This window comes from Lysobacter soyae (assembly GCF_019551435.1).
GTDB classification, from domain to species: domain Bacteria; phylum Pseudomonadota; class Gammaproteobacteria; order Xanthomonadales; family Xanthomonadaceae; genus Solilutibacter; species Solilutibacter soyae.
This window is the reverse complement of sequence record NZ_CP080544.1, coordinates 361,646-379,112: the sequence shown is the minus strand read 5'-3', so window position 1 is coordinate 379,112 and position 17,467 is coordinate 361,646. Positions and strand designations below refer to the sequence as shown.

The following is a 17,467-nucleotide window of genomic DNA, read 5'->3' as shown; positions in this document are numbered from 1 at the left end:
ATGCTCCCCAGAATCGAATGCCTAGAGCTTAAACGGGTTCTGCTTCAAGCTACCACTCGTCACCATGGCCAGCGCGGTCTGCCGATCGACAATGCGCGCCGACGGACCTTCCACGGGAGACACCCACGCGGCCACGCCGACATGGTGTTGTCGCGCAACGGCAAGCAGCGACTCGACCGCCAGCGCCGCGCTTTCCTGTGTGTCAAACCAAGCAAACACGGTCGGCCCTGACCCTGAAATGCTTGCGCCCAGCGCGCCGTTTGCCAACGCCGCAGCTTTGATGTCGTAAAACCCGGGAATCAAGTGTGCGCGTCGCGGTTCGACCATGGCGTCTTCCAACCCCAAACGTATCAAGTCGAAGTCGCCACTCGCCAATCCTGTCAACACCAAGGCCAAGTGCGTGGTTTGCTGGATGCACACATCAAGCGGGAACGGCGCCGCCAACACTTCACGCGCGCGTCGGGTTTCGATCGACATGTCGGGCTTGAGGACAACACAATGCAAGCCCGCCGGCACGGCGAGTTTCCGCAACACTTGCGTTGGCGCCAGGGCCAATCCCCCAAGCAACATCGGGCCGACGTTGTCGCCGGGCGCGGCGTCAGTAGAGGCGCTCTCGCCCCGCAAGGCGAACGGATACAACTCTGCCGGCGCCAACGGCGTATCCAGCAATGCATTCGCCGCCACAACCGCGGCCACGGCTGAGGCCGCGGAGCCGCCCATGCCTGAGCCCAAGGGGATGCCCTTGTGCAACTCGAGCGAGAACCCGAACGGCAGCGACAAGTCATCCACCATGGCCTGCAGCGCCCGACCCGCCGTGTTCAAAGCAGATTCGCGCGGAATGTCTGCCACGCCGGATAAATCGCCATGGATGGCGGTGATGGTGACGCCGGCCTCCTGCCGACGAACGCAGGCAAGGTCAGCGGGGCCGAAAAAGGTATGCCCGAGCAGATCGAAACCGACACCGATATTGCCTACGCACGCAGGCGCGATGGCACAGGCGACCGCATCGCCGTGTCCGTCATCGCGGTCACCTCGTATCATCATGAGCTGAATGATAGACGCAATTGCGCGATCGGAATTTCCATGCACGGCGCCACACTCAATATCGTCCTGATCTTCCTCTTGGCGGCAGTTCTCGTCGTGCCCTTGTTCAAACGCTTCGGATTGGGCGGTGTTTTGGGTTACCTCGTCACCGGTATCTTGCTCGGACCGCACGCCCTGCGCGTGGTCAATGATCCGGACCGCGTGTTAGCTGCTGCCGAAGTCGGCGTGGTGATGATGTTGTTTGTCATCGGACTCGAACTGTCATTGCCGCGTCTCAAGGTGATGCGCAAACCGGTTTTCGGTGCGGGCGGTTTGCAGGTGGGTCTCAGCGTCGCACTGCTTGCCGCATTCGTTTATTTCCAACATGTGCCATGGTTGACGGCTGTCTTCATTGCCGGCGCGTTGGCCCTGTCTTCCACCGCGGTCGGGTTGCAATTGTTGGCAGAGCGCAAAGAACTGTCTTCAGAGCATGGTCGTTTGGCGTTCGCGATCTTGTTGTTCCAAGACATCGCGGCCATCCCCATGCTCGCTGTCATTCCTTTGATGGGCCATGCCGTGTCGACACAAGCGCATCTGCCGTGGTGGGTGGCGGTGCTCAAGGTGGTCGGGGCGATTGCCTTGTTGGTCCTCGGTGGCCGTGCATTGCTTCGTCCGATCTTTCGCGCCGTCGCGCGCACCCGCATGCCCGAGGTGTTTGCGGCGGCCGCGCTCTTCGTCGTCCTGGGCAGTGCTTGGTTGATGCAGGCGGTCGGCCTCTCGGCAGGCCTTGGCGCCTTCTTGGCCGGCGTGCTGTTGGCCGAATCCGAATACCGCCACGAACTTGAAGGCCAGATCAAACCGTTTGAAGGTTTGTTGCTGGGCCTGTTCTTCATTGCCGTGGGCATGAGCATCAACGTCGCGCAAATTCTCGCCCATCCGTTGCAGATCATTGCGGGTGTGATTGCGCTGATCCTCGCCAAGGGACTTGTGCTGTACGTGGTGGGCCGGACAGTCGGCCGCTTGAGCCATCTCTCTTCCGGCAAGCTCGCGGCCACCCTCGCGCTCGGGGGTGAATTCGCCTTCGTGATGTTCAACGAATTGTCGAAGGTGCGCCTGCTGGATGCGGCCATGCAAGAGACATTGATCGCCGTCGTTGGCGTGTCGATGGCGGTGACGCCCCTGCTGGTCTTGGCGATGGAACGCGTCGCGGACGGCAAACCCAAACCCGTCGATGATCGTCCGCACGACAAGGTTGAGGATCAACATCCGAAGGTGATGGTGATCGGCTTCGGACGCTTCGGTCAGATCGTGGGACGCGTGCTTCTGTCACGCAATATCCCTTTCGTCGCCTTCGAGCACGATGTCGAGCAAGTGGATTTCGTGCGCCGTTTCGGTAACAAGGTGTATTACGGCGACATCATGAACATGGATACCTTGCGCGCCGCGGGTGCCGCAGGTGTGCGCGTGTTCGTATTGACCCTCGATGATCCGGAAACAACCTTGCTGCAGGTGGAAATGCTGCGCCGCCAATTTCCCGATGCGAAGATCATCGCGCGCGCCAATGACCGCCGCAATGCGTGGTACATCCGCGACCGCGGCGGCATTCCTGTTCGTGAGTTATTTGCGGCGTCATTGGAAACCGCCATGCAAGTGATGCAAATGCTCGGCGTTCCGGAAACGGAAGCCAAGTCCCACATCATCAAGTTTCGAGCGCACGATGAAGCGCTGCTTGAGACGCAACGCCTGGTCAAAGACGACGAAGCTGCGCTCAAGCAAACCGCGCAAGAAGCGCGGTTGGAACTCGAGCAATTGTTCAATGCCGACGCGCAACGCAAGCAACTTTCGGAAACGGAAGGCGCGAAGCCCGTTTGACGGCGCCTATTCGGTACGTCCGCGCGCATCGGGAGTCCGCAAATAGCTGGCCATGGAGGCCGGCCCTTTGCTCTCTCCGCTGCCGAGTTCCGTCGCAACGTCTACGAAGCCGCGCATCAGCGCCACTTCACGCGGCGTCCTGTTGAGACTGTCGCGCGCGTCCGGATTCGCGCCGGCACGCAGCAACATTTTGATGACGCGCATCAAGCCATGAAGCGCCGCCACATGCAACGGCCCGAAGCCGCGTGCGTCCTTCGATTGCAGCGAAACACCTTCGGCCAGAAACTGATCGAGCACCGACAAGATGACGGTTTCGTCGGTGCCGGTGCCGGGTTCCGCACGTGCGCCCAACAACATCAGCAACGGCGCGATAGCCTGCGAATTTTCCGGATCAGGGGTGGCGCCGGCCAACAACAAGTTGTCCATCAACGTCACCGCGGCAGTGCGGTCACGCGCGCCGAAGGCGAACAGGCAAGCACAGTGCAATGCCGTCAAGCCTTGTGCGTCCATGGCATCCACACGGGCGCCATGGCGCATCAGCAATGCCGCCATCGTGGGGAGCCCGAGCGCGCAGGAAAGCATCAACACGGTTACGTCGCCCGGCAAGCGTTGCTCGACATCAGCGCCGGCCACAATCAACCGTTCGGCCACAGCGAGATTGCGCATCGACACCGCGGCAGACAACGGCGTGGCGCCGGAATCGGCCGCCAAACCCGGATCCGCACCTTGGTCGAGCAAGGCATCGATGACGTCGACGTGGCCGCCGCCTGCGGCGCGCAACAAGGCCGTACAGCCTTGGCCATCACGGACGTTCACCTCGAAGCCCAGCTCAAGCAAGCGGCTCACCGCATGCAAGTCACCGGAAATCGCCGCGGCAGGCAAGTCTTGCGCGCGCAAGCGTCGCGCCGGCGCCGGCCAAAGACGCCAATCGACCCACTCGATCAAATCCTTCCGGCCGCTGGCCAGTGCCAAACCATGCGCCGTTTGACCATCATTCGCGCGCAGGCGCGGCGATGCGCCGGCCGCGATCAAAGACTTGACCAAACGACGGTCGCCCTGCGCGATCGCCAAATGCAAGGGCGTCATGCCTTGTGCATCCTGCGCATCAGGGCAGGCGCCGCGTTCCAGCAGCGCATCGGCAAGGTTTGACCAGCGCAAACGGATCGCCAAATGCAACGGCGTTTCGCCCGCTTCGGTTTCGCCGAAAGCATCTGCACCCCGCGCCAACAAAACGCGCGCCAGTTCTTCGCCATTCGCACGCGCCCGTGCTTGCGGGTTCGACGCAACTGTCGCCAGATAGTCGGCAAATACGCCACGTCCGTTCGGCTGTGCACCGCGCGCCAAAAGCAATTGCGCCACCGCAAGAAATTCGGTGTCCTGCGCGGATGCCTGCAAGGACATCCCCGCCAGCGATTTGCCTTCTCGGTTCACCGCTTGCGGATCGACGCCGTTCGACAGCAACCACGCCGCCAAGTCGGCATCCTTCATGCCGTGTTCTTCAAACAGACGGATGCGCTCTTCGGTATTTAAGTCTTCGGCGGCGGCAAGCGCGCGACTGCGGTCTCCCGCGGCGAGCGCGTCTGACACCTGTGCATAGGGTGCACGCTGCACCGGCATGGTTTCGGCAACAGACGACGGTTTGAAGGTCGGGTCCAAGACCGAGACCAACGCCCAACGCGCATTGGCATGCGCGCGCTTCAACGGCGTAAAGCCTTCGATGTCTTCGAAATCGGCACGCGCCCCCATGTGCAAGAGTTCTTGCAGGAAGTCCGCGCTGGTTTCGCCTTCCACGGCGTGATGCACGACGCCGCGGCCATTGCCATCCCGCGCCGCCAGATTGATGCCGTGATCCAACAAGGTTTGGAAGATCCCGATATGACCCAAGCGAGCCGCCATATGCAAAGGACTGCGCCCTTCGGCATCGGTCGCATCCAATTTGGCTTTGTGCTTGATGAACAGTTCGACGCCTGCGCCATCATCGTCATCGCAACTTGCCGCGGCGTTCAAGGCCGGTTGCGCGCCGTCGATGTTCAATTTTGCACCGCGCTCGATCAGGAATTTGGCCACGCGCCAGTTGCCCGATTTCGCCGCCACCAACAGCGGGGTGATGCCTTCTTGATTGATCGCGTTGATGTCCGACGAGGCGTCCAACAACAGCGCCGCCACCGCCGGGTCGGTGCTATGTGCGGCGTGATGCAGGGCCGTGTTGCCATGAACGTCGGTGCGCCGCGCATCCGCGCCATTGGCAAGCAACGTCGCGACCGCTTCAGGGCGGCCATGCCAGCTGTCGCGCGTTGCCACCGCCAGCGGTGCTTGCGCCGCATTTTCCGGATTCAATTCTGCACCCTGTTCGATCAGCACGCGCAACAAGCGCAGATCGGGTAACACCGCTGCCAATACGACCAGTCGACGTTGGTCTTTGTCCTGTCCATCCGGAACCGCTGTGGCGCACGCCCCTTGCTTCAACAACTGCAATGCGAGATCCACCTTGCCGGCACGCGCGGCCGCGTACAACTGTTGGTCGAGCGCCACTTGCTCGGCGTCAGTGCGGGATGGTGCCGGCGCGTGCTCAGTCGTTTCGACCGATGCCAATGCTGCCGTTTCCGTTTCAGTCGATGCGGGGACGACCACGGAGATATCCGGAGTGAGGACTTCGCCCGGCGCCGAATCGATTGCCGCTTGCCGGGGAACGGGCACTTTCGCCGGCGGCAGGATCGAGGCGACATCTTCCACCGGCGACAACACCTCGGTGGGCCATTGATCGAGCGGCACCATCTCGGCATTGTTGGCGAAGCCGCGCTTGGCGGGAATCGATGCTTTCTCCGCTTTCGGCGTCTTGGTCACTTCCGTGCGGACCAAACCGGTGGGCCGTTTGAAAAAGTGCATGGCCGGAATCCAGGCACCGGCAAGCGCTGCGGCAATCCAACGGCTGCGACCTTCCAACAAGCCGGGCCACGCAAATACCAGCACGCAAATCAGCGCAGTGAGCGTCGCGACGGCAAACGCCAAGCCCTGCCATGACCATGCCTGCGCCGGTGTTAAGTCGTCAGAGGATGCCTTGAAGGCACTGGTCGCGGACACCTGCGGCATGCGCCATGCCTCGGAAAAACGCCAGACGCCCACCAGTGCCAAGCCAAGCGTGGCGCTCAATGCGAGTGCGGCATGCAGCCCTCCGGTTTCGAGCAAGCTGCGCATCGGCCAAGCGACCACCAACCCGATGCCCGCCAATGCAAGCAACCACGCGAGTGCCCACGACGCGACAGCCTTCCATTGCGCGAGCAATTCGCGCCCGGAAAACGCCAGACCTGCGGTCAAATTCGACAGCGCGCCGAGCACCAATGCTTGCCATCCGCTGACGCCCATTGCCAACGCCGTCAGTACGGCAACAGCGATCAGCGCAAGTCGCAGACGCGAGGGAAGCGCCTCAAGCATCCGTGCCCCAATCGCTGCTCATCGGATCGATGGTGGAAGCCGGCGGAAATTGCAGATGAAAGCCGCGCTGGCTCAGATTTTCCATGACGGCGGCTGCATTGCCGCGCGCAAGTTTGCGCTCAGGGTGCAGCTCGAGCGTCATCACCGAGTCCCAAGGCGCGAGTTGGGCGTCCAGCCCGGCAGGCAAGACATCGAACCCGTCTTCCTTGGCGAGGAACACGTAGGTGTCTTCTTTCTTCCTGCTTCGATAGATATATGCCTGCATGCGTAGCAGAATAGCCTCATCCAAACTTGTAATTGTAAGGAAGGCATTCATTCAAAGTGATGCCTGACACGGAGAATTGATGAACACGATCGACCAAACCGGTGATATGGATGAAGTCCGCACTTGGTTGATGGTTTTGCAAGACCGCATTTGCAGTGCCATCGAAGGCACCGACGGCCAAGCGACATTCAAAGAAGACGCGTGGACGCGTGAGGGTAGCGGCGCGCTGCTCGGTGGCGGCGGTCGTACCCGTATTCTGCGCAATGGCGCCGTGTTTGAGCAGGCCGGCATCGGTTTTTCCGATGTGTCCGGCAGCCAACTGCCACCCAGTGCCACCGCGGCCCGTCCTGAGCTGACCGGCGCGAATTGGCGTGCCTGCGGCGTGTCGCTGGTCTTCCACCCCGGCAACCCTTATGTGCCGACCACCCATGCCAACGTGCGCCACTTCCGCGCCGAGAAAGACGGCGAGACGGTGGCCTGGTGGTTCGGCGGCGGCTTCGATTTGACCCCGTTCTATCCGTTTGACGAGGATGTCCGCGACTGGCATACCGTCGCGCGTGATGTCTGCGCCCCGTTCGGTGCCGAGCGCTACGCGCAACACAAGCAATGGTGCGATGAGTATTTCTATCTCAAACACCGGGATGAAACGCGCGGCGTCGGCGGCCTCTTCTTCGACGACCTGCAAACCGACTACGCAAGTGATTTCGCCTACCTTCAAGCGGTCGGCAACGGATTCCTGGACGCCTACCTGCCGATTGTCGAACGTCGCAAGAACCATGCTTATGGCGAGCGCGAACGGCAGTTCCAACTCTATCGCCGCGGTCGCTACGTCGAGTTCAATCTGGTCTTCGATCGCGGCACCCATTTCGGCCTGCAGTCCGGCGGACGCACCGAATCGATCTTGATGAGCATGCCGCCGTTGGCGCGTTGGGAGTATGGCTTCGAACCTGCGCCCGGCAGCGAAGAGGCCCGGCTATCCGAGTACTTGAAACCGCGGGATTGGTTGGCCTGACGCTAGGGCTGCTTTGATTCCGCGCCTTTCAGGGCCTTGGTCGACACAATGCTGATGTGACCGTTGGTCTCGAGCCACGCGATGTGGACGTCGGACAGGGAATCAATGTTGTTCATTCGCAATACTTCGCGAAAATCGGCCTCGCTCACCAATTCGCGTTTGAGAATGTCGTGGAAAAGCTCGCCATTGCGTGCCAAGACCACGGGCACGCCTTCGACGAGCTTTCTGAAACGCTTGTGGCGCGCGGTCAGGAACGCCACCAAATAGTTCAGCGCGATCAAAGTGCCGGCAAGAATGGCCGCACCGGTCACTGAATTGTCGCCGCCGTTCAAGCCGTTTTGCACGGCATTGCCGATCAAGATCAGCAGCACGAGATCAAATGGCGTGAACTGCCCGACGGAGCGTTTGCCCGACACCCGGAGCAGCACCATCACCAAGATGTAGATGACCACCGCGCGAAGCACGAATTGCCACCAGGGGGCGCTGAGTTCCAGGAAGTGCTGCATACATGGAGTCTATCTTGCGCAACGTGTGCGCGCATAAAAAAACCCCGCCGGAGGGGGAGCCGGCGGGGTGGGTCGGAAGCCGTCTTGGGGAGAGTGGCTTCCTGATTGGATCTGCTCCAGGGGAGGGGAGTTTTTCGATCCGTGTCGAACGTTGCATCCGACACGTGCATAAGACCATTTTGGATGTTGGAAATTCGTAAAATCGTCGCGCGATTCCAAACGATATTCAGGGAGGATTTAGACGATCAATGCGCGGCTTCCCAGTTCTCGCCCATACCTGAATCGACCACTAACGGAACGCGCAAATCCGCCGCTTCCGACATCAGTTTTGAAACCTGTTGCACCAAGGTTTCTGCGAAGTCGGCATCACACTCGAACACCAACTCATCGTGTACTTGCATGATCATTAGCGCGCGTGATGCGTGCGGCGCAATCCAGGCATCGACGGCGAGCATGGCGCGCTTGATGATGTCGGCAGCCGTCCCTTGCATCGGCGCATTGATCGCCGCCCGCTCGGCACCGGCGCGCTGGCCTTGGTTACGCGAATGGATATAGGGCAAATACAAACGGCGCCCGAACACGGTTTCGACGTAGCCGAGTTCCTTCGCTTGCGCGCGCGTCGCGTCCATGTAGGCGCGCACGCCGGGGTAGCGACTGAAGTAGAGCGCGATGTACTCGGCCGCCTCGTGCCGCTCCACGCCCAGCTGTTTGGCCAGGCCGAACGCACTCATGCCATACATCAACCCGAAATTGATGGCCTTGGCAGCACGGCGTTCGTTGCCGGTGACCGCATCCACCGTCTTGCCGAACACTTCGGCCGCCGTGGCACGGTGGACGTCATCACCGCTCTCGAATGCGCGCAACAACGCTTCGTCACCGGAAAGGTGCGCCATGATTCGTAATTCGATTTGTGAATAGTCGCAGGCGGCGATGACCCTGCCGGGCGGCGCAATGAACGCGGTGCGCACACGCCGGCCGTCTTCGGTGCGAATCGGGATGTTTTGCAGGTTCGGATCATTCGACGACAGCCGCCCGGTTTGCGCACCCGCCTGATTGAACGAGGTATGCACGCGTCCGGTATCCGGGTTGATCATTGCACCCAGTTTCTCGGTGTAGGTGTTGCGCAGCTTGGCCAGTCCGCGGTATTCCAGAATGACGCGCGGCAATTCGTGCTGATCGGCGATGGCCTCCAAAGCCTCTTCGTTGGTCGAGGGTGCGCCGGAGGGTGTTTTCACCTGGGCTTCCAATCCCAATTCGTCGAACAGCAAGGCACCGAGCTGCTTCGGTGAATCGAGATTGATGGCGCGACCGGCAATCTCGGTCGCCCGTTGGACCGCAGCGAGCATGCGGCGACTTAAATCCGCGGACTGATGCTTCAACACTTCCGCGTCGATGAGTACACCGTTGGCCTCAATGCGCGCTAGCACCGGCACCAAAGGCATCTCGATGTCGCGATACACGGAAAGCAGCGCGGGCGTTTGTTCCAGCTCGGCCACGTTCAGCGCATTCAAGCGCAGGGTGACATCGGCATCTTCCGCCGCGTATTCGGTGGCACGATCCAGTTCGACCCGTGCGAACGGAATCTGCTTCGCGCCCTTGCCGGCCACATCCTCGTAACTGATGGTCGTCAACCCCAATGCACGTTGCGCTTGCGAATCCATGTCATGCCGACGCGTACTGTCGAGCACGAAGCTGGACAACAAGCTGTCATCGCGCAGACCTTGTACGTCGATGCCATGACGGCGCAGCACGTGAATGTCGTACTTCGCGTTCTGCCCCACCTTTGCAATCGCCGGATTCTGCAACACAGGACGCACCGCATCGAGTACCAATGCCATGGGCAGTTGCGCGGCCGCCTGTTCGTGCGCCACCGGAATGTAGCAGGCGCGTTTGGCATGAATACAAAAACTGAGACCGACCAACTCCGCACGCATCGGATCCAATGCGCTGGTTTCCGTGTCGAATGCGAAGGCATCCGCTGATGCCAGTTCGTCGACCCACGCCTTGAGCGCCGTCTCGTCCGTCACCGTGACGTACTCGCCGCGTTCGGACCAACCTTCAGGCAGTTCTACTGCCGCAGGCAGCTCGGGCGCACTCACCCGTTGCGGCATGGATGGCGGCGACCCCGCTGCATTGACCGGAGCGCCCGCGCCGTCCAATTCTTTCAGCGCTTGATTCATGCCGTAGCGTGCATAGAGCGCGCGCAGTTGATCCACGTCGCGTGCCCGCAACGCCAAATCGGAATACGTCTCTTCCAGCGCGACGTCGGTCTTGATCCGGGTGAGATCGCGATTCAATGGCAGACGATGCAAGGTCTCACGCAGGTTCTCACCGATTTTTCCGCCGATCTCGTCGGCGTGCTGCATGACGCCGTCGAGGCTGTCGTATTGCGCCAACCATTTGGCAGCCGTTTTCTCGCCGCATTTGGGCACACCGGGAATGTTGTCGACTTTGTCGCCCATCAACGCGAGGTAGTCGATGATCTGGTCGGCACGCACGCCGAATTTGGCGAAGACGTCTTCGTCCGAGGCATATTTGCTGCCGGTCATCGTGTTGACCAACATCACGTTCGGCCCCACCAATTGCGCCATGTCTTTGTCGCCGGTGGAGACTTCGACTTGCACGCCGGCCTCGGCCGCTTGTGTGGCCAAGGTGCCTATCACATCATCCGCTTCGACGCCTTCGACACACAGCAGCGGCAAGCCCATGGCTTGCACGATCTCCTTGAGCGGTGCGATTTGCGCACGCAGCTCGTCTGGCATCGGCGGGCGATTCGCTTTGTATTGGGGATCCAATTGATTGCGAAAGGTGCCGCCGGAGGCATCCATAACGAAAGCAATGTAGTCGGGCTGCTCTTTCAGATGTGCCCGCAGCATGTTGACGACACCGAACAACGCGCCCGTCGGTTCGCCTTGCGCGTTGCTCAAAGGCGGCAGCGCATGAAAGGCGCGGAACAGATACGACGAACCGTCGATCAAGATGATTTTCTGACTCATGGATGAATTCTATCCGTATCACTTGGCAGTGTTTTCTGAAGCATTCAAGCCGATGCCGCGAAGGTGTCACGTACTTGAATGCGGACATTCACCCGTCTTTTCGCGAATTCGCGTTTTCAGCCTTTTTTTAAATGCTTTACGCGCTCTTGACGACGATGAACGTTTCACCGGAAACATACATTTCTTCCACGGACAACTCACGAGCGATGTCCCATGGTGGTTCACACATCAAGACGATGTGCATCCCCCACAACAGGAAGGAATCGAACTATGAGCAACTCAAATGAATCCCGTGACATGAATCGTGATCCGATCACCGGCGAAGCCGGTTCGCATCCGGTCGGCACCGGTGTCGGCGCGCTGGGCGGCGCTGCGGCAGGTGCGGTGGTGGGCTCGATCTTCGGACCGATTGGCACCTTGATCGGTGGTGCCATCGGCGCGGCCGGTGGCGGTGCCGCAGGTCACAACGTGGCTGAATCCATCGACCCGACCGGCGAAGCCGAATATTGGAAAAGCGAATATCAATCGCGTCCCTACTTCAACAAGCAGTATGACTACGAAAGCGACTATTCCCCGGCCTATGCCTACGGCAACCAAGTACGTAGTGAATACGCCAATCGCAAATGGGACAGCAGCTTGGAATCCGATATCAAGCAAGGCTGGGAAAAAGCCAAGGCGAAATCGCGATTGACTTGGGAAGAAGCCAAGGATGCGGTGCGCGATGCCTTTGACCGTTCCGATCGCACCTATCGCACCTATGAAGCCACGGATCGCTATTACAAGAACGAGTATGCGAACTCGGATTATGCCAAGGGCGACTACAGCTACGAGAACGACTATCGTCCGGCCTATCGCTATGGCACCCAAGCGCGCTCGATGAATACCGACGCGAAATGGGATGACAAGCTTGAAGCCAATCTCGAGCAAGGCTGGAACCGAACCAAGGGTGCCTCGCGACTTGCTTGGCAAGACGCCAAGGGTGCAGTGAAAGACGCATGGCATGGCGTGGAACGCGCACTGCCGGGTGATGCGGATAACGACGGTCGCTAATTCGTCCGTTACAGCCGCACATTCATCAGGCGTGTGGAGGAGGAGACCCGGCTTCGGCCGGGTCTTTTTTACAGCACTTTCAAGTTGGCGTAGGCCATCACCAACCACTTGCTGCCAGCACCGTCGAAATTCACCTGGACACGGGCATGTGCGCCGGCACCCTCGATATCAGTCACCGTGCCGGTGCCGAATGTTGCGTGTTCAACCAAGGCGCCGAGATTGACACCGGGCCCGGCGATCGGTGCATGACCGGCATGACGACGCGCCGGCGATTGAAAAACGCGGTTTGCAGCGGCCCGCGGACGGATTTCATTGATCAGCTGGGTGGGGATCTCGCGCAGAAATCGCGAGGGAATACCCGGCATGTCGGTGCCATGCAAACGTCGCGTTTCGGCAAAACTCAAAACCAGCTTCTCACGCGCACGGGTGATACCGACATAGGCGAGGCGCCGCTCCTCTTCGAGGCGCCCGCTCTCCTGCACACTGCGTTGGTTGGGAAAGATGCCCTCTTCCATCCCGCCCAGAAACACCACCGGAAACTCCAGCCCTTTGGCGCTGTGCAAGGTCATCAATTGCACGCCGTCCTCGCCTTCCTGCGCCTGACCTTCGCCGGCCTCCAAGGCCGCATAAGCCAAGAACTCGATGAGCTCGCTCAGTTGCGCCGATTCTTCGTCGTCCGCGCGGGTGAAACGTGAGGCAACGGTGATCAACTCATCCAAGTTGTCGACACGGGAATCGACACTATGGCGGCCTTCTTTCTTGTAATGCGCGCGCAGACCGCTGTGCACAAGCACATGATCGATCTTGTCCTGCAAGGGCAGCGAGCTGATGTCATCGGCGAATTGATCGATCATGGCCATAAAGCCCGCCAATGCATTGCGTGATCGGGCTGGCACCGCGTCGCCGTGGGCCACTTCGCGCGCCCCGTGCCACAAGCTCATCCCGGCACCGCGCGCCAGTCGCCGCACTTCATCCATGGTGCGATCGCCGATGCCGCGTGTGGGCATATTCACGGCACGTTCGAAGGCGGCATCATCCACCCGCGATGCGGTCAATCGCAGATAGGCCAACGCGTCCTTGACTTCCGCGCGCTCGAAGAATCGCAGGCCGCCGTAAACCCGATAGGGCATTTGCGCGACGATCAACGCTTCTTCAAATGCGCGTGACTGCGCATTGCTTCGATACAAAATCGCGCAATCGCGATGCGCGCCGCCGGCATGCACCCACTGTTTGACGCGCCCGACGACATAGTTCGCCTCATCGATTTCGGAATAGGCGGCATACAGATCAATGGGCTCGCCTTCGCCCGAGTCCGTCCACAGCTGTTTGCCTAGCCGCTCGGGATTGTGCGCGATCACGGCATTGGCCGCACTCAGGATATTCGCGGTGGAGCGATAGTTCTGTTCAAGGCGAATCGTCTTCGCGCCTTCGAAATCACGCAGAAAACGCTGCACGTTTTCCACTTTGGCGCCGCGCCAACCGTAGATCGCCTGATCGTCGTCACCGACCACGAACACGCGCCCGGTATTACCCGCCAACAAACGAATGAATCCGTACTGGATGGCGTTGGTGTCCTGGAACTCGTCGATCAGGATGTCTTGGAATCGATTGCGGTAATGCTCCAGCAAGGCCGGCGTGTCGCGCAGCAATTCGTGCGCGCGCAGCAGGATTTCTGCGAAGTCCACCAGCCCGGCATTGTCACAGCGGGTTTGATACAGCGTATAGGCCTTCAACATCACATCGGACAGATCGTCCTTGCCCGGTTGGATGTGTTGCGGGCGGCGGCCTTCGTCTTTTTGCTGATTGATCCACCAGGCGATTTGTCGCGGCGGGAATCGCGGGTCGTCGAGCTCAAGCTGTTGCAACACGCGTTTGACCATGCGCAATTGGTCATCGCTATCCAGAATTTGGAAGCCTTCCGGCAACTTCGCGTCTTGCCAATGCAGACGCAGCAAGCGATGCGCAAGCCCGTGGAACGTGCCGACCCACATGCCACGACTGCCCGGCATCAAGGTTTGCACCCGATGACGCATTTCCGCCGCAGCTTTGTTGGTAAATGTCACCGCGAAAATGCCATGGGGCGGTACGCCGTGCACTTGGTTCAGCCATCCCATGCGATGGGTCAGGACACGCGTTTTGCCCGATCCCGCACCCGCCAACACCAAGTAGTGGCCAGGCGGTGCAGATACCGCCTCACGTTGCGCCGCATTCAACCCGTCAAGAAGCGCCGATACATCCATCAGTGGTGGGTGTGCTCTCGCGTACTTGCCGCAGAGGTCATTAGGCGGTCGGTCCAAGCGATGCCGATCGCCGACAGGATGAAGACGACATGGATGATGGTTTGCCACATCACGCCCTGTTGCGTGAACTCGCTCGTCGGCGAACCGAGATCACCGACTTCGATGAAGGTTTTCAACAGGTGAATCGAAGAGATCCCGATGATGGCCATTGCCAGCTTCACTTTGAGCACACTGGCGTTCACGTGACTGAGCCACTCCGGCTGATCCGGATGTCCTTCGAGATTCAGTCGCGACACGAAGGTCTCATAGCCGCCGACAATCACCATCACCAACAGGTTTGAAATCATGACGACATCGATCAGCCCAAGCACGATGAGCATGATGATAACTTCCGCTGATTTCCCGCCTTCTTCCACTGGCGTGTGGTGGCCACCAAACACTTGTTGGATCAAGTGGATGAGCTCGACACCGAACTGCCAGACGTAAATCGCCTGGGCGACGATGAGGCCGAGATAGAGCGGCAGCTGCAGCCAGCGCGAGGAAAAGATCAGGGTTTGAAGCGGGTTCAACCGGTTGGGTGTCGGATTCGACATGCGGGGACGCCTTGGAATTGAGGCGTCATTATCCCACACAGATTTTGCCCATTTTGAGACGCTACCCGTGATCGCGGCGACCGTCATAATGGCAGCCCCTCTGACCTTTTCTTCGCTCGAATGCCCGACCTGTCCCCCGCTGCACAACACCGCATTTTCGAAACCCTTGCCGCTGAAACTGCGGCACGCCTTCCGCAGGTCAAAGCTGCAGTCGACTTGCTGGACGGGGGCGCCACGGTGCCGTTCATCGCCCGCTATCGGAAAGAAGCGACCGAAGGGTTGGATGACACGCAATTGCGCCTGTTGGAATCGAGACTGCTGTATCTGCGCGAGATGGAGGACCGGCGCGCGGCCATCCTTGCGAGCATTGATGAGCAGGGCCATCTCTCTGATGCCCTGCGCGGCGAAATCGAGGCGGCCGACAGCAAATCGCGATTGGAGGATCTGTATCTGCCGTTCAAGCCCAAGCGCCGGACCCGCGCACAGATTGCGCGTGAAGCGGGACTGGAACCCTTGGCGGACGGCCTCTTGGCAGATCCCACACAGGACCCCGATACTTTTGCCACCGGATTTGTCGATGCCGAGAAAGGCGTTGCTGACAACAAGGCGGCACTGGACGGCGCACGCGCCATATTGATGGAACGTTGGGGCGAGGACGCGACGCTGATCGGTGCACTGCGCGACTGGCTCCAGGGCAATGGTGTCCTGCGCGCCAAGGTAGTGTCCGGCAAAGAGCAGGAAGGCGCGAAATTCCGCGACTATTTCGATCATGCCGAACCGCTCGCAAAGATTCCTTCGCATCGACTGTTGGCGTTGCTGCGGGCACGTCGCGAAGAATTCATCACCTTGGATCTTGAACCGGGCGCAGACGCCGAGTCAGGTCATGCCTATGCCGAAGCGCAGGTGGCGATGCACGCGGGGATTCGCGCGGCCAATCGGCCCGCCGACACTTGGTTGATGACCGCCTGCCGCTTGACCTGGAAAGCCAAACTGCATTTGCATTTGATGATCGATTTGATGCAGCAGGCGCGCGAACGCGCAGACGCTGAAGCCATCGCCGTGTTCGGCAGCAACTTGAAAGATCTGCTGTTGGCAGCGCCGGCCGGTCCCAAAGCCGTGATGGGTTTGGATCCGGGCATTCGCACCGGTGTCAAGGTCGCGGTTGTGGATGCAACAGGCAAACTGGTCGCCACCGACACCATCTATCCGCATGAGCCCAAGCGGCAATGGGATGCGTCATTGGCGTCACTGCGCACATTGTGCGAACGACACGGCGTGCAGTTGATTGCGATAGGCAATGGCACTGCCAGCCGCGAAACCGATGCGTTGGCGGCTGATCTGTTGAAACAGTTGAAAGACAAGGCGCCGGCCAAAGTGGTGGTCAGTGAAGCCGGCGCGTCGGTGTATTCGGCCTCCGAACTCGCCGCGCGCGAGTTTCCGAGCCTCGATGTCTCCCTGCGCGGGGCGGTGTCAATTGCGCGTCGTCTGCAAGATCCGCTCGCGGAGTTGGTGAAGATCGAACCGAAAGCGATCGGTGTTGGCCAGTACCAGCACGACGTCGATCAATATCGTTTGGCGCGTACGTTGGATGCCACGGTCGAGGACTGCGTCAACGCCGTGGGGGTGGACGTCAACACCGCGTCTGCCGCCTTGCTGTCACGGGTTTCGGGTTTGTCGTCAAGCGTGGCTGAGAACATCGTCTTGCATCGTGATGCGAAGGGCGCGTTCCGCTCGCGCAAGCAACTGTTGGACGTACCGCGGTTGGGCGAGAAGACCTTCGAACAGTGCGCCGGATTCCTGCGCATTCGCAATGGCGATCAGCCGCTCGACGCCTCCTCGGTGCATCCGGAAGCCTATCCTGTGGTTGAACGCATTCTCGCCGCGACCGGCAAACGTGCCGACGCGCTGATCGGTGATACCGCCACACTTCGCAGCCTCAAGCCCGGCCACTTCGTCGACGATCGTTTCGGTGAACCGACAGTGCGCGACATCCTGCTTGAGCTGGAGAAGCCGGGCCGCGATCCACGCCCGGCGTTCCAAGCGGTGCGTTTCGCCGAGGGCGTGCACGACATCAAAGATCTGCAAGTCGGCATGGTGCTTGAAGGCGTGGTCAGCAACGTGGCGGCGTTCGGTGCGTTTGTCGACATCGGTGTCCATCAAGACGGCTTGGTCCACATCTCCGCCCTATCCGACCGTTTCGTCAAAGACCCGCGCGAAGTGGTCAAAGCCGGGGATATCGTCAAAGTGAAAGTGGTGGAAGTCGATGTGGCACGCAAGCGCATCGCATTGACCCGGCGCCTGGACGACACGCCTGCCAAAAACCCCGCGCACCCGTCGCAGCATCGCGATGCCCGCCCAGACCGCGGACCGAAGCCGCCCGTAAAACAAGCCGCCGCCCCCATCAACTCGGCCTTCGCAGACGCGTTTGCCCGCGCCCAAAAGAAAACCTAAAAAAGGGGTCGGAAGAAATTTTCCTAT

11 protein-coding genes are annotated in these 17,467 nt (G+C 60.2%); 4 read left to right on the top strand and 7 right to left on the bottom strand.

Annotated elements, in window-relative coordinates; translation table 11 throughout:
• Positions 1 to 21 precede the first annotated feature (21 nt).
• On the bottom strand, positions 22 to 1,044 hold the full coding sequence (locus tag H8L67_RS01790; RefSeq protein WP_220380091.1) for a homoserine kinase: 1,023 nt from the start codon (positions 1,042 to 1,044) through the stop codon (positions 22 to 24).
• A gap of 39 nt (positions 1,045 to 1,083) precedes the next feature.
• On the opposite strand from H8L67_RS01790, the gene H8L67_RS01785 reads away from it, so the two are divergent.
• Positions 1,084 to 2,895: a monovalent cation:proton antiporter-2 (CPA2) family protein gene (locus H8L67_RS01785; protein WP_220380090.1), complete on the top strand. Its 1,812-nt coding sequence runs from the start codon at positions 1,084 to 1,086 to the stop codon at positions 2,893 to 2,895.
• A gap of 6 nt (positions 2,896 to 2,901) precedes the next feature.
• On the opposite strand, the gene H8L67_RS01780 is transcribed toward H8L67_RS01785, so the two are convergent.
• Both H8L67_RS01780 and H8L67_RS01775 read right to left on the bottom strand, forming a co-directional pair.
• Complete coding sequence (locus tag H8L67_RS01780) at positions 2,902 to 6,327, bottom strand: ankyrin repeat domain-containing protein (protein ID WP_220380089.1); 3,426 nt, start codon at positions 6,325 to 6,327, stop codon at positions 2,902 to 2,904.
• Entirely contained in the window at positions 6,320 to 6,616 is a 297-nt protein-coding gene (locus H8L67_RS01775; protein ID WP_255555999.1) for a YcgL domain-containing protein, read from the bottom strand. The genes H8L67_RS01780 and H8L67_RS01775 overlap by 8 nt, the downstream gene beginning before the upstream one ends.
• 55 nt (positions 6,617 to 6,671) lie before the next feature.
• Between H8L67_RS01775 and hemF the strand changes: the two genes are divergently transcribed.
• On the top strand, positions 6,672 to 7,604 hold the full coding sequence (gene hemF / locus H8L67_RS01770) for an oxygen-dependent coproporphyrinogen oxidase (RefSeq protein WP_220380088.1): 933 nt from the start codon (positions 6,672 to 6,674) through the stop codon (positions 7,602 to 7,604).
• 2 nt (positions 7,605 to 7,606) lie between these two features.
• On the opposite strand, the gene H8L67_RS01765 is transcribed toward hemF, so the two are convergent.
• Together H8L67_RS01765 and polA are read right to left on the bottom strand one after the other, a co-directional pair.
• Positions 7,607 to 8,110, bottom strand: a complete 504-nt coding sequence (locus tag H8L67_RS01765) for a DUF421 domain-containing protein (protein ID WP_220380087.1) — start codon at positions 8,108 to 8,110, stop codon at positions 7,607 to 7,609.
• Between the two features lie 245 nt (positions 8,111 to 8,355).
• Complete coding sequence (gene polA, locus H8L67_RS01760) at positions 8,356 to 11,106, bottom strand: DNA polymerase I (protein WP_220380086.1); 2,751 nt, start codon at positions 11,104 to 11,106, stop codon at positions 8,356 to 8,358.
• Between the two features lie 270 nt (positions 11,107 to 11,376).
• On the opposite strand from polA, the gene H8L67_RS01755 reads away from it, so the two are divergent.
• Entirely contained in the window at positions 11,377 to 12,156 is a 780-nt protein-coding gene (locus H8L67_RS01755) for a glycine zipper domain-containing protein (RefSeq protein ID WP_220380085.1), read from the top strand.
• 68 nt (positions 12,157 to 12,224) lie between these two features.
• Here H8L67_RS01755 and uvrD read toward each other — a convergent pair whose 3' ends face one another.
• Together uvrD and H8L67_RS01745 are read right to left on the bottom strand one after the other, a co-directional pair.
• Positions 12,225 to 14,396: a DNA helicase II gene (gene uvrD, locus H8L67_RS01750; RefSeq protein ID WP_220380084.1), complete on the bottom strand. Its 2,172-nt coding sequence runs from the start codon at positions 14,394 to 14,396 to the stop codon at positions 12,225 to 12,227.
• A complete protein-coding gene (locus H8L67_RS01745) occupies positions 14,396 to 14,989 on the bottom strand; it encodes a TIGR00645 family protein (RefSeq protein ID WP_220380083.1) in 594 nt (197 codons plus the stop codon). The genes uvrD and H8L67_RS01745 overlap by 1 nt, the downstream gene beginning before the upstream one ends.
• A gap of 120 nt (positions 14,990 to 15,109) precedes the next feature.
• Here H8L67_RS01745 and H8L67_RS01740 point away from each other — a divergent pair, with 120 nt between their 5' ends.
• Positions 15,110 to 17,440, top strand: coding sequence for a Tex family protein (locus H8L67_RS01740; RefSeq protein WP_220380082.1), 2,331 nt, complete (start codon positions 15,110 to 15,112; stop codon positions 17,438 to 17,440).
• The last annotated feature ends 27 nt before the right edge of the window (positions 17,441 to 17,467 follow it).

Excerpts from the sequence above, each read along its gene's own strand:
- H8L67_RS01745 (WP_220380083.1), bottom strand. The coding sequence starts at position 14,989 with ATGTCGAATCCGACACCCAACCGGTTGAACCCGCTTCAAACCCTGATC.
- uvrD (WP_220380084.1), bottom strand. The coding sequence starts at position 14,396 with ATGGATGTATCGGCGCTTCTTGACGGGTTGAATGCGGCGCAACGTGAG.
- H8L67_RS01755 (WP_220380085.1), top strand. The coding sequence starts at position 11,377 with ATGAGCAACTCAAATGAATCCCGTGACATGAATCGTGATCCGATCACC.
- H8L67_RS01790 (WP_220380091.1), bottom strand. The coding sequence starts at position 1,044 with ATGATGATACGAGGTGACCGCGATGACGGACACGGCGATGCGGTCGCC.
- hemF (WP_220380088.1), top strand. The coding sequence starts at position 6,672 with ATGAACACGATCGACCAAACCGGTGATATGGATGAAGTCCGCACTTGG.
- H8L67_RS01765 (WP_220380087.1), bottom strand. The coding sequence starts at position 8,110 with ATGCAGCACTTCCTGGAACTCAGCGCCCCCTGGTGGCAATTCGTGCTT.
- polA (WP_220380086.1), bottom strand. The coding sequence starts at position 11,106 with ATGAGTCAGAAAATCATCTTGATCGACGGTTCGTCGTATCTGTTCCGC.
- H8L67_RS01785 (WP_220380090.1), top strand. The coding sequence starts at position 1,084 with ATGCACGGCGCCACACTCAATATCGTCCTGATCTTCCTCTTGGCGGCA.
- H8L67_RS01740 (WP_220380082.1), top strand. The coding sequence starts at position 15,110 with ATGCCCGACCTGTCCCCCGCTGCACAACACCGCATTTTCGAAACCCTT.
- H8L67_RS01780 (WP_220380089.1), bottom strand. The coding sequence starts at position 6,327 with ATGCTTGAGGCGCTTCCCTCGCGTCTGCGACTTGCGCTGATCGCTGTT.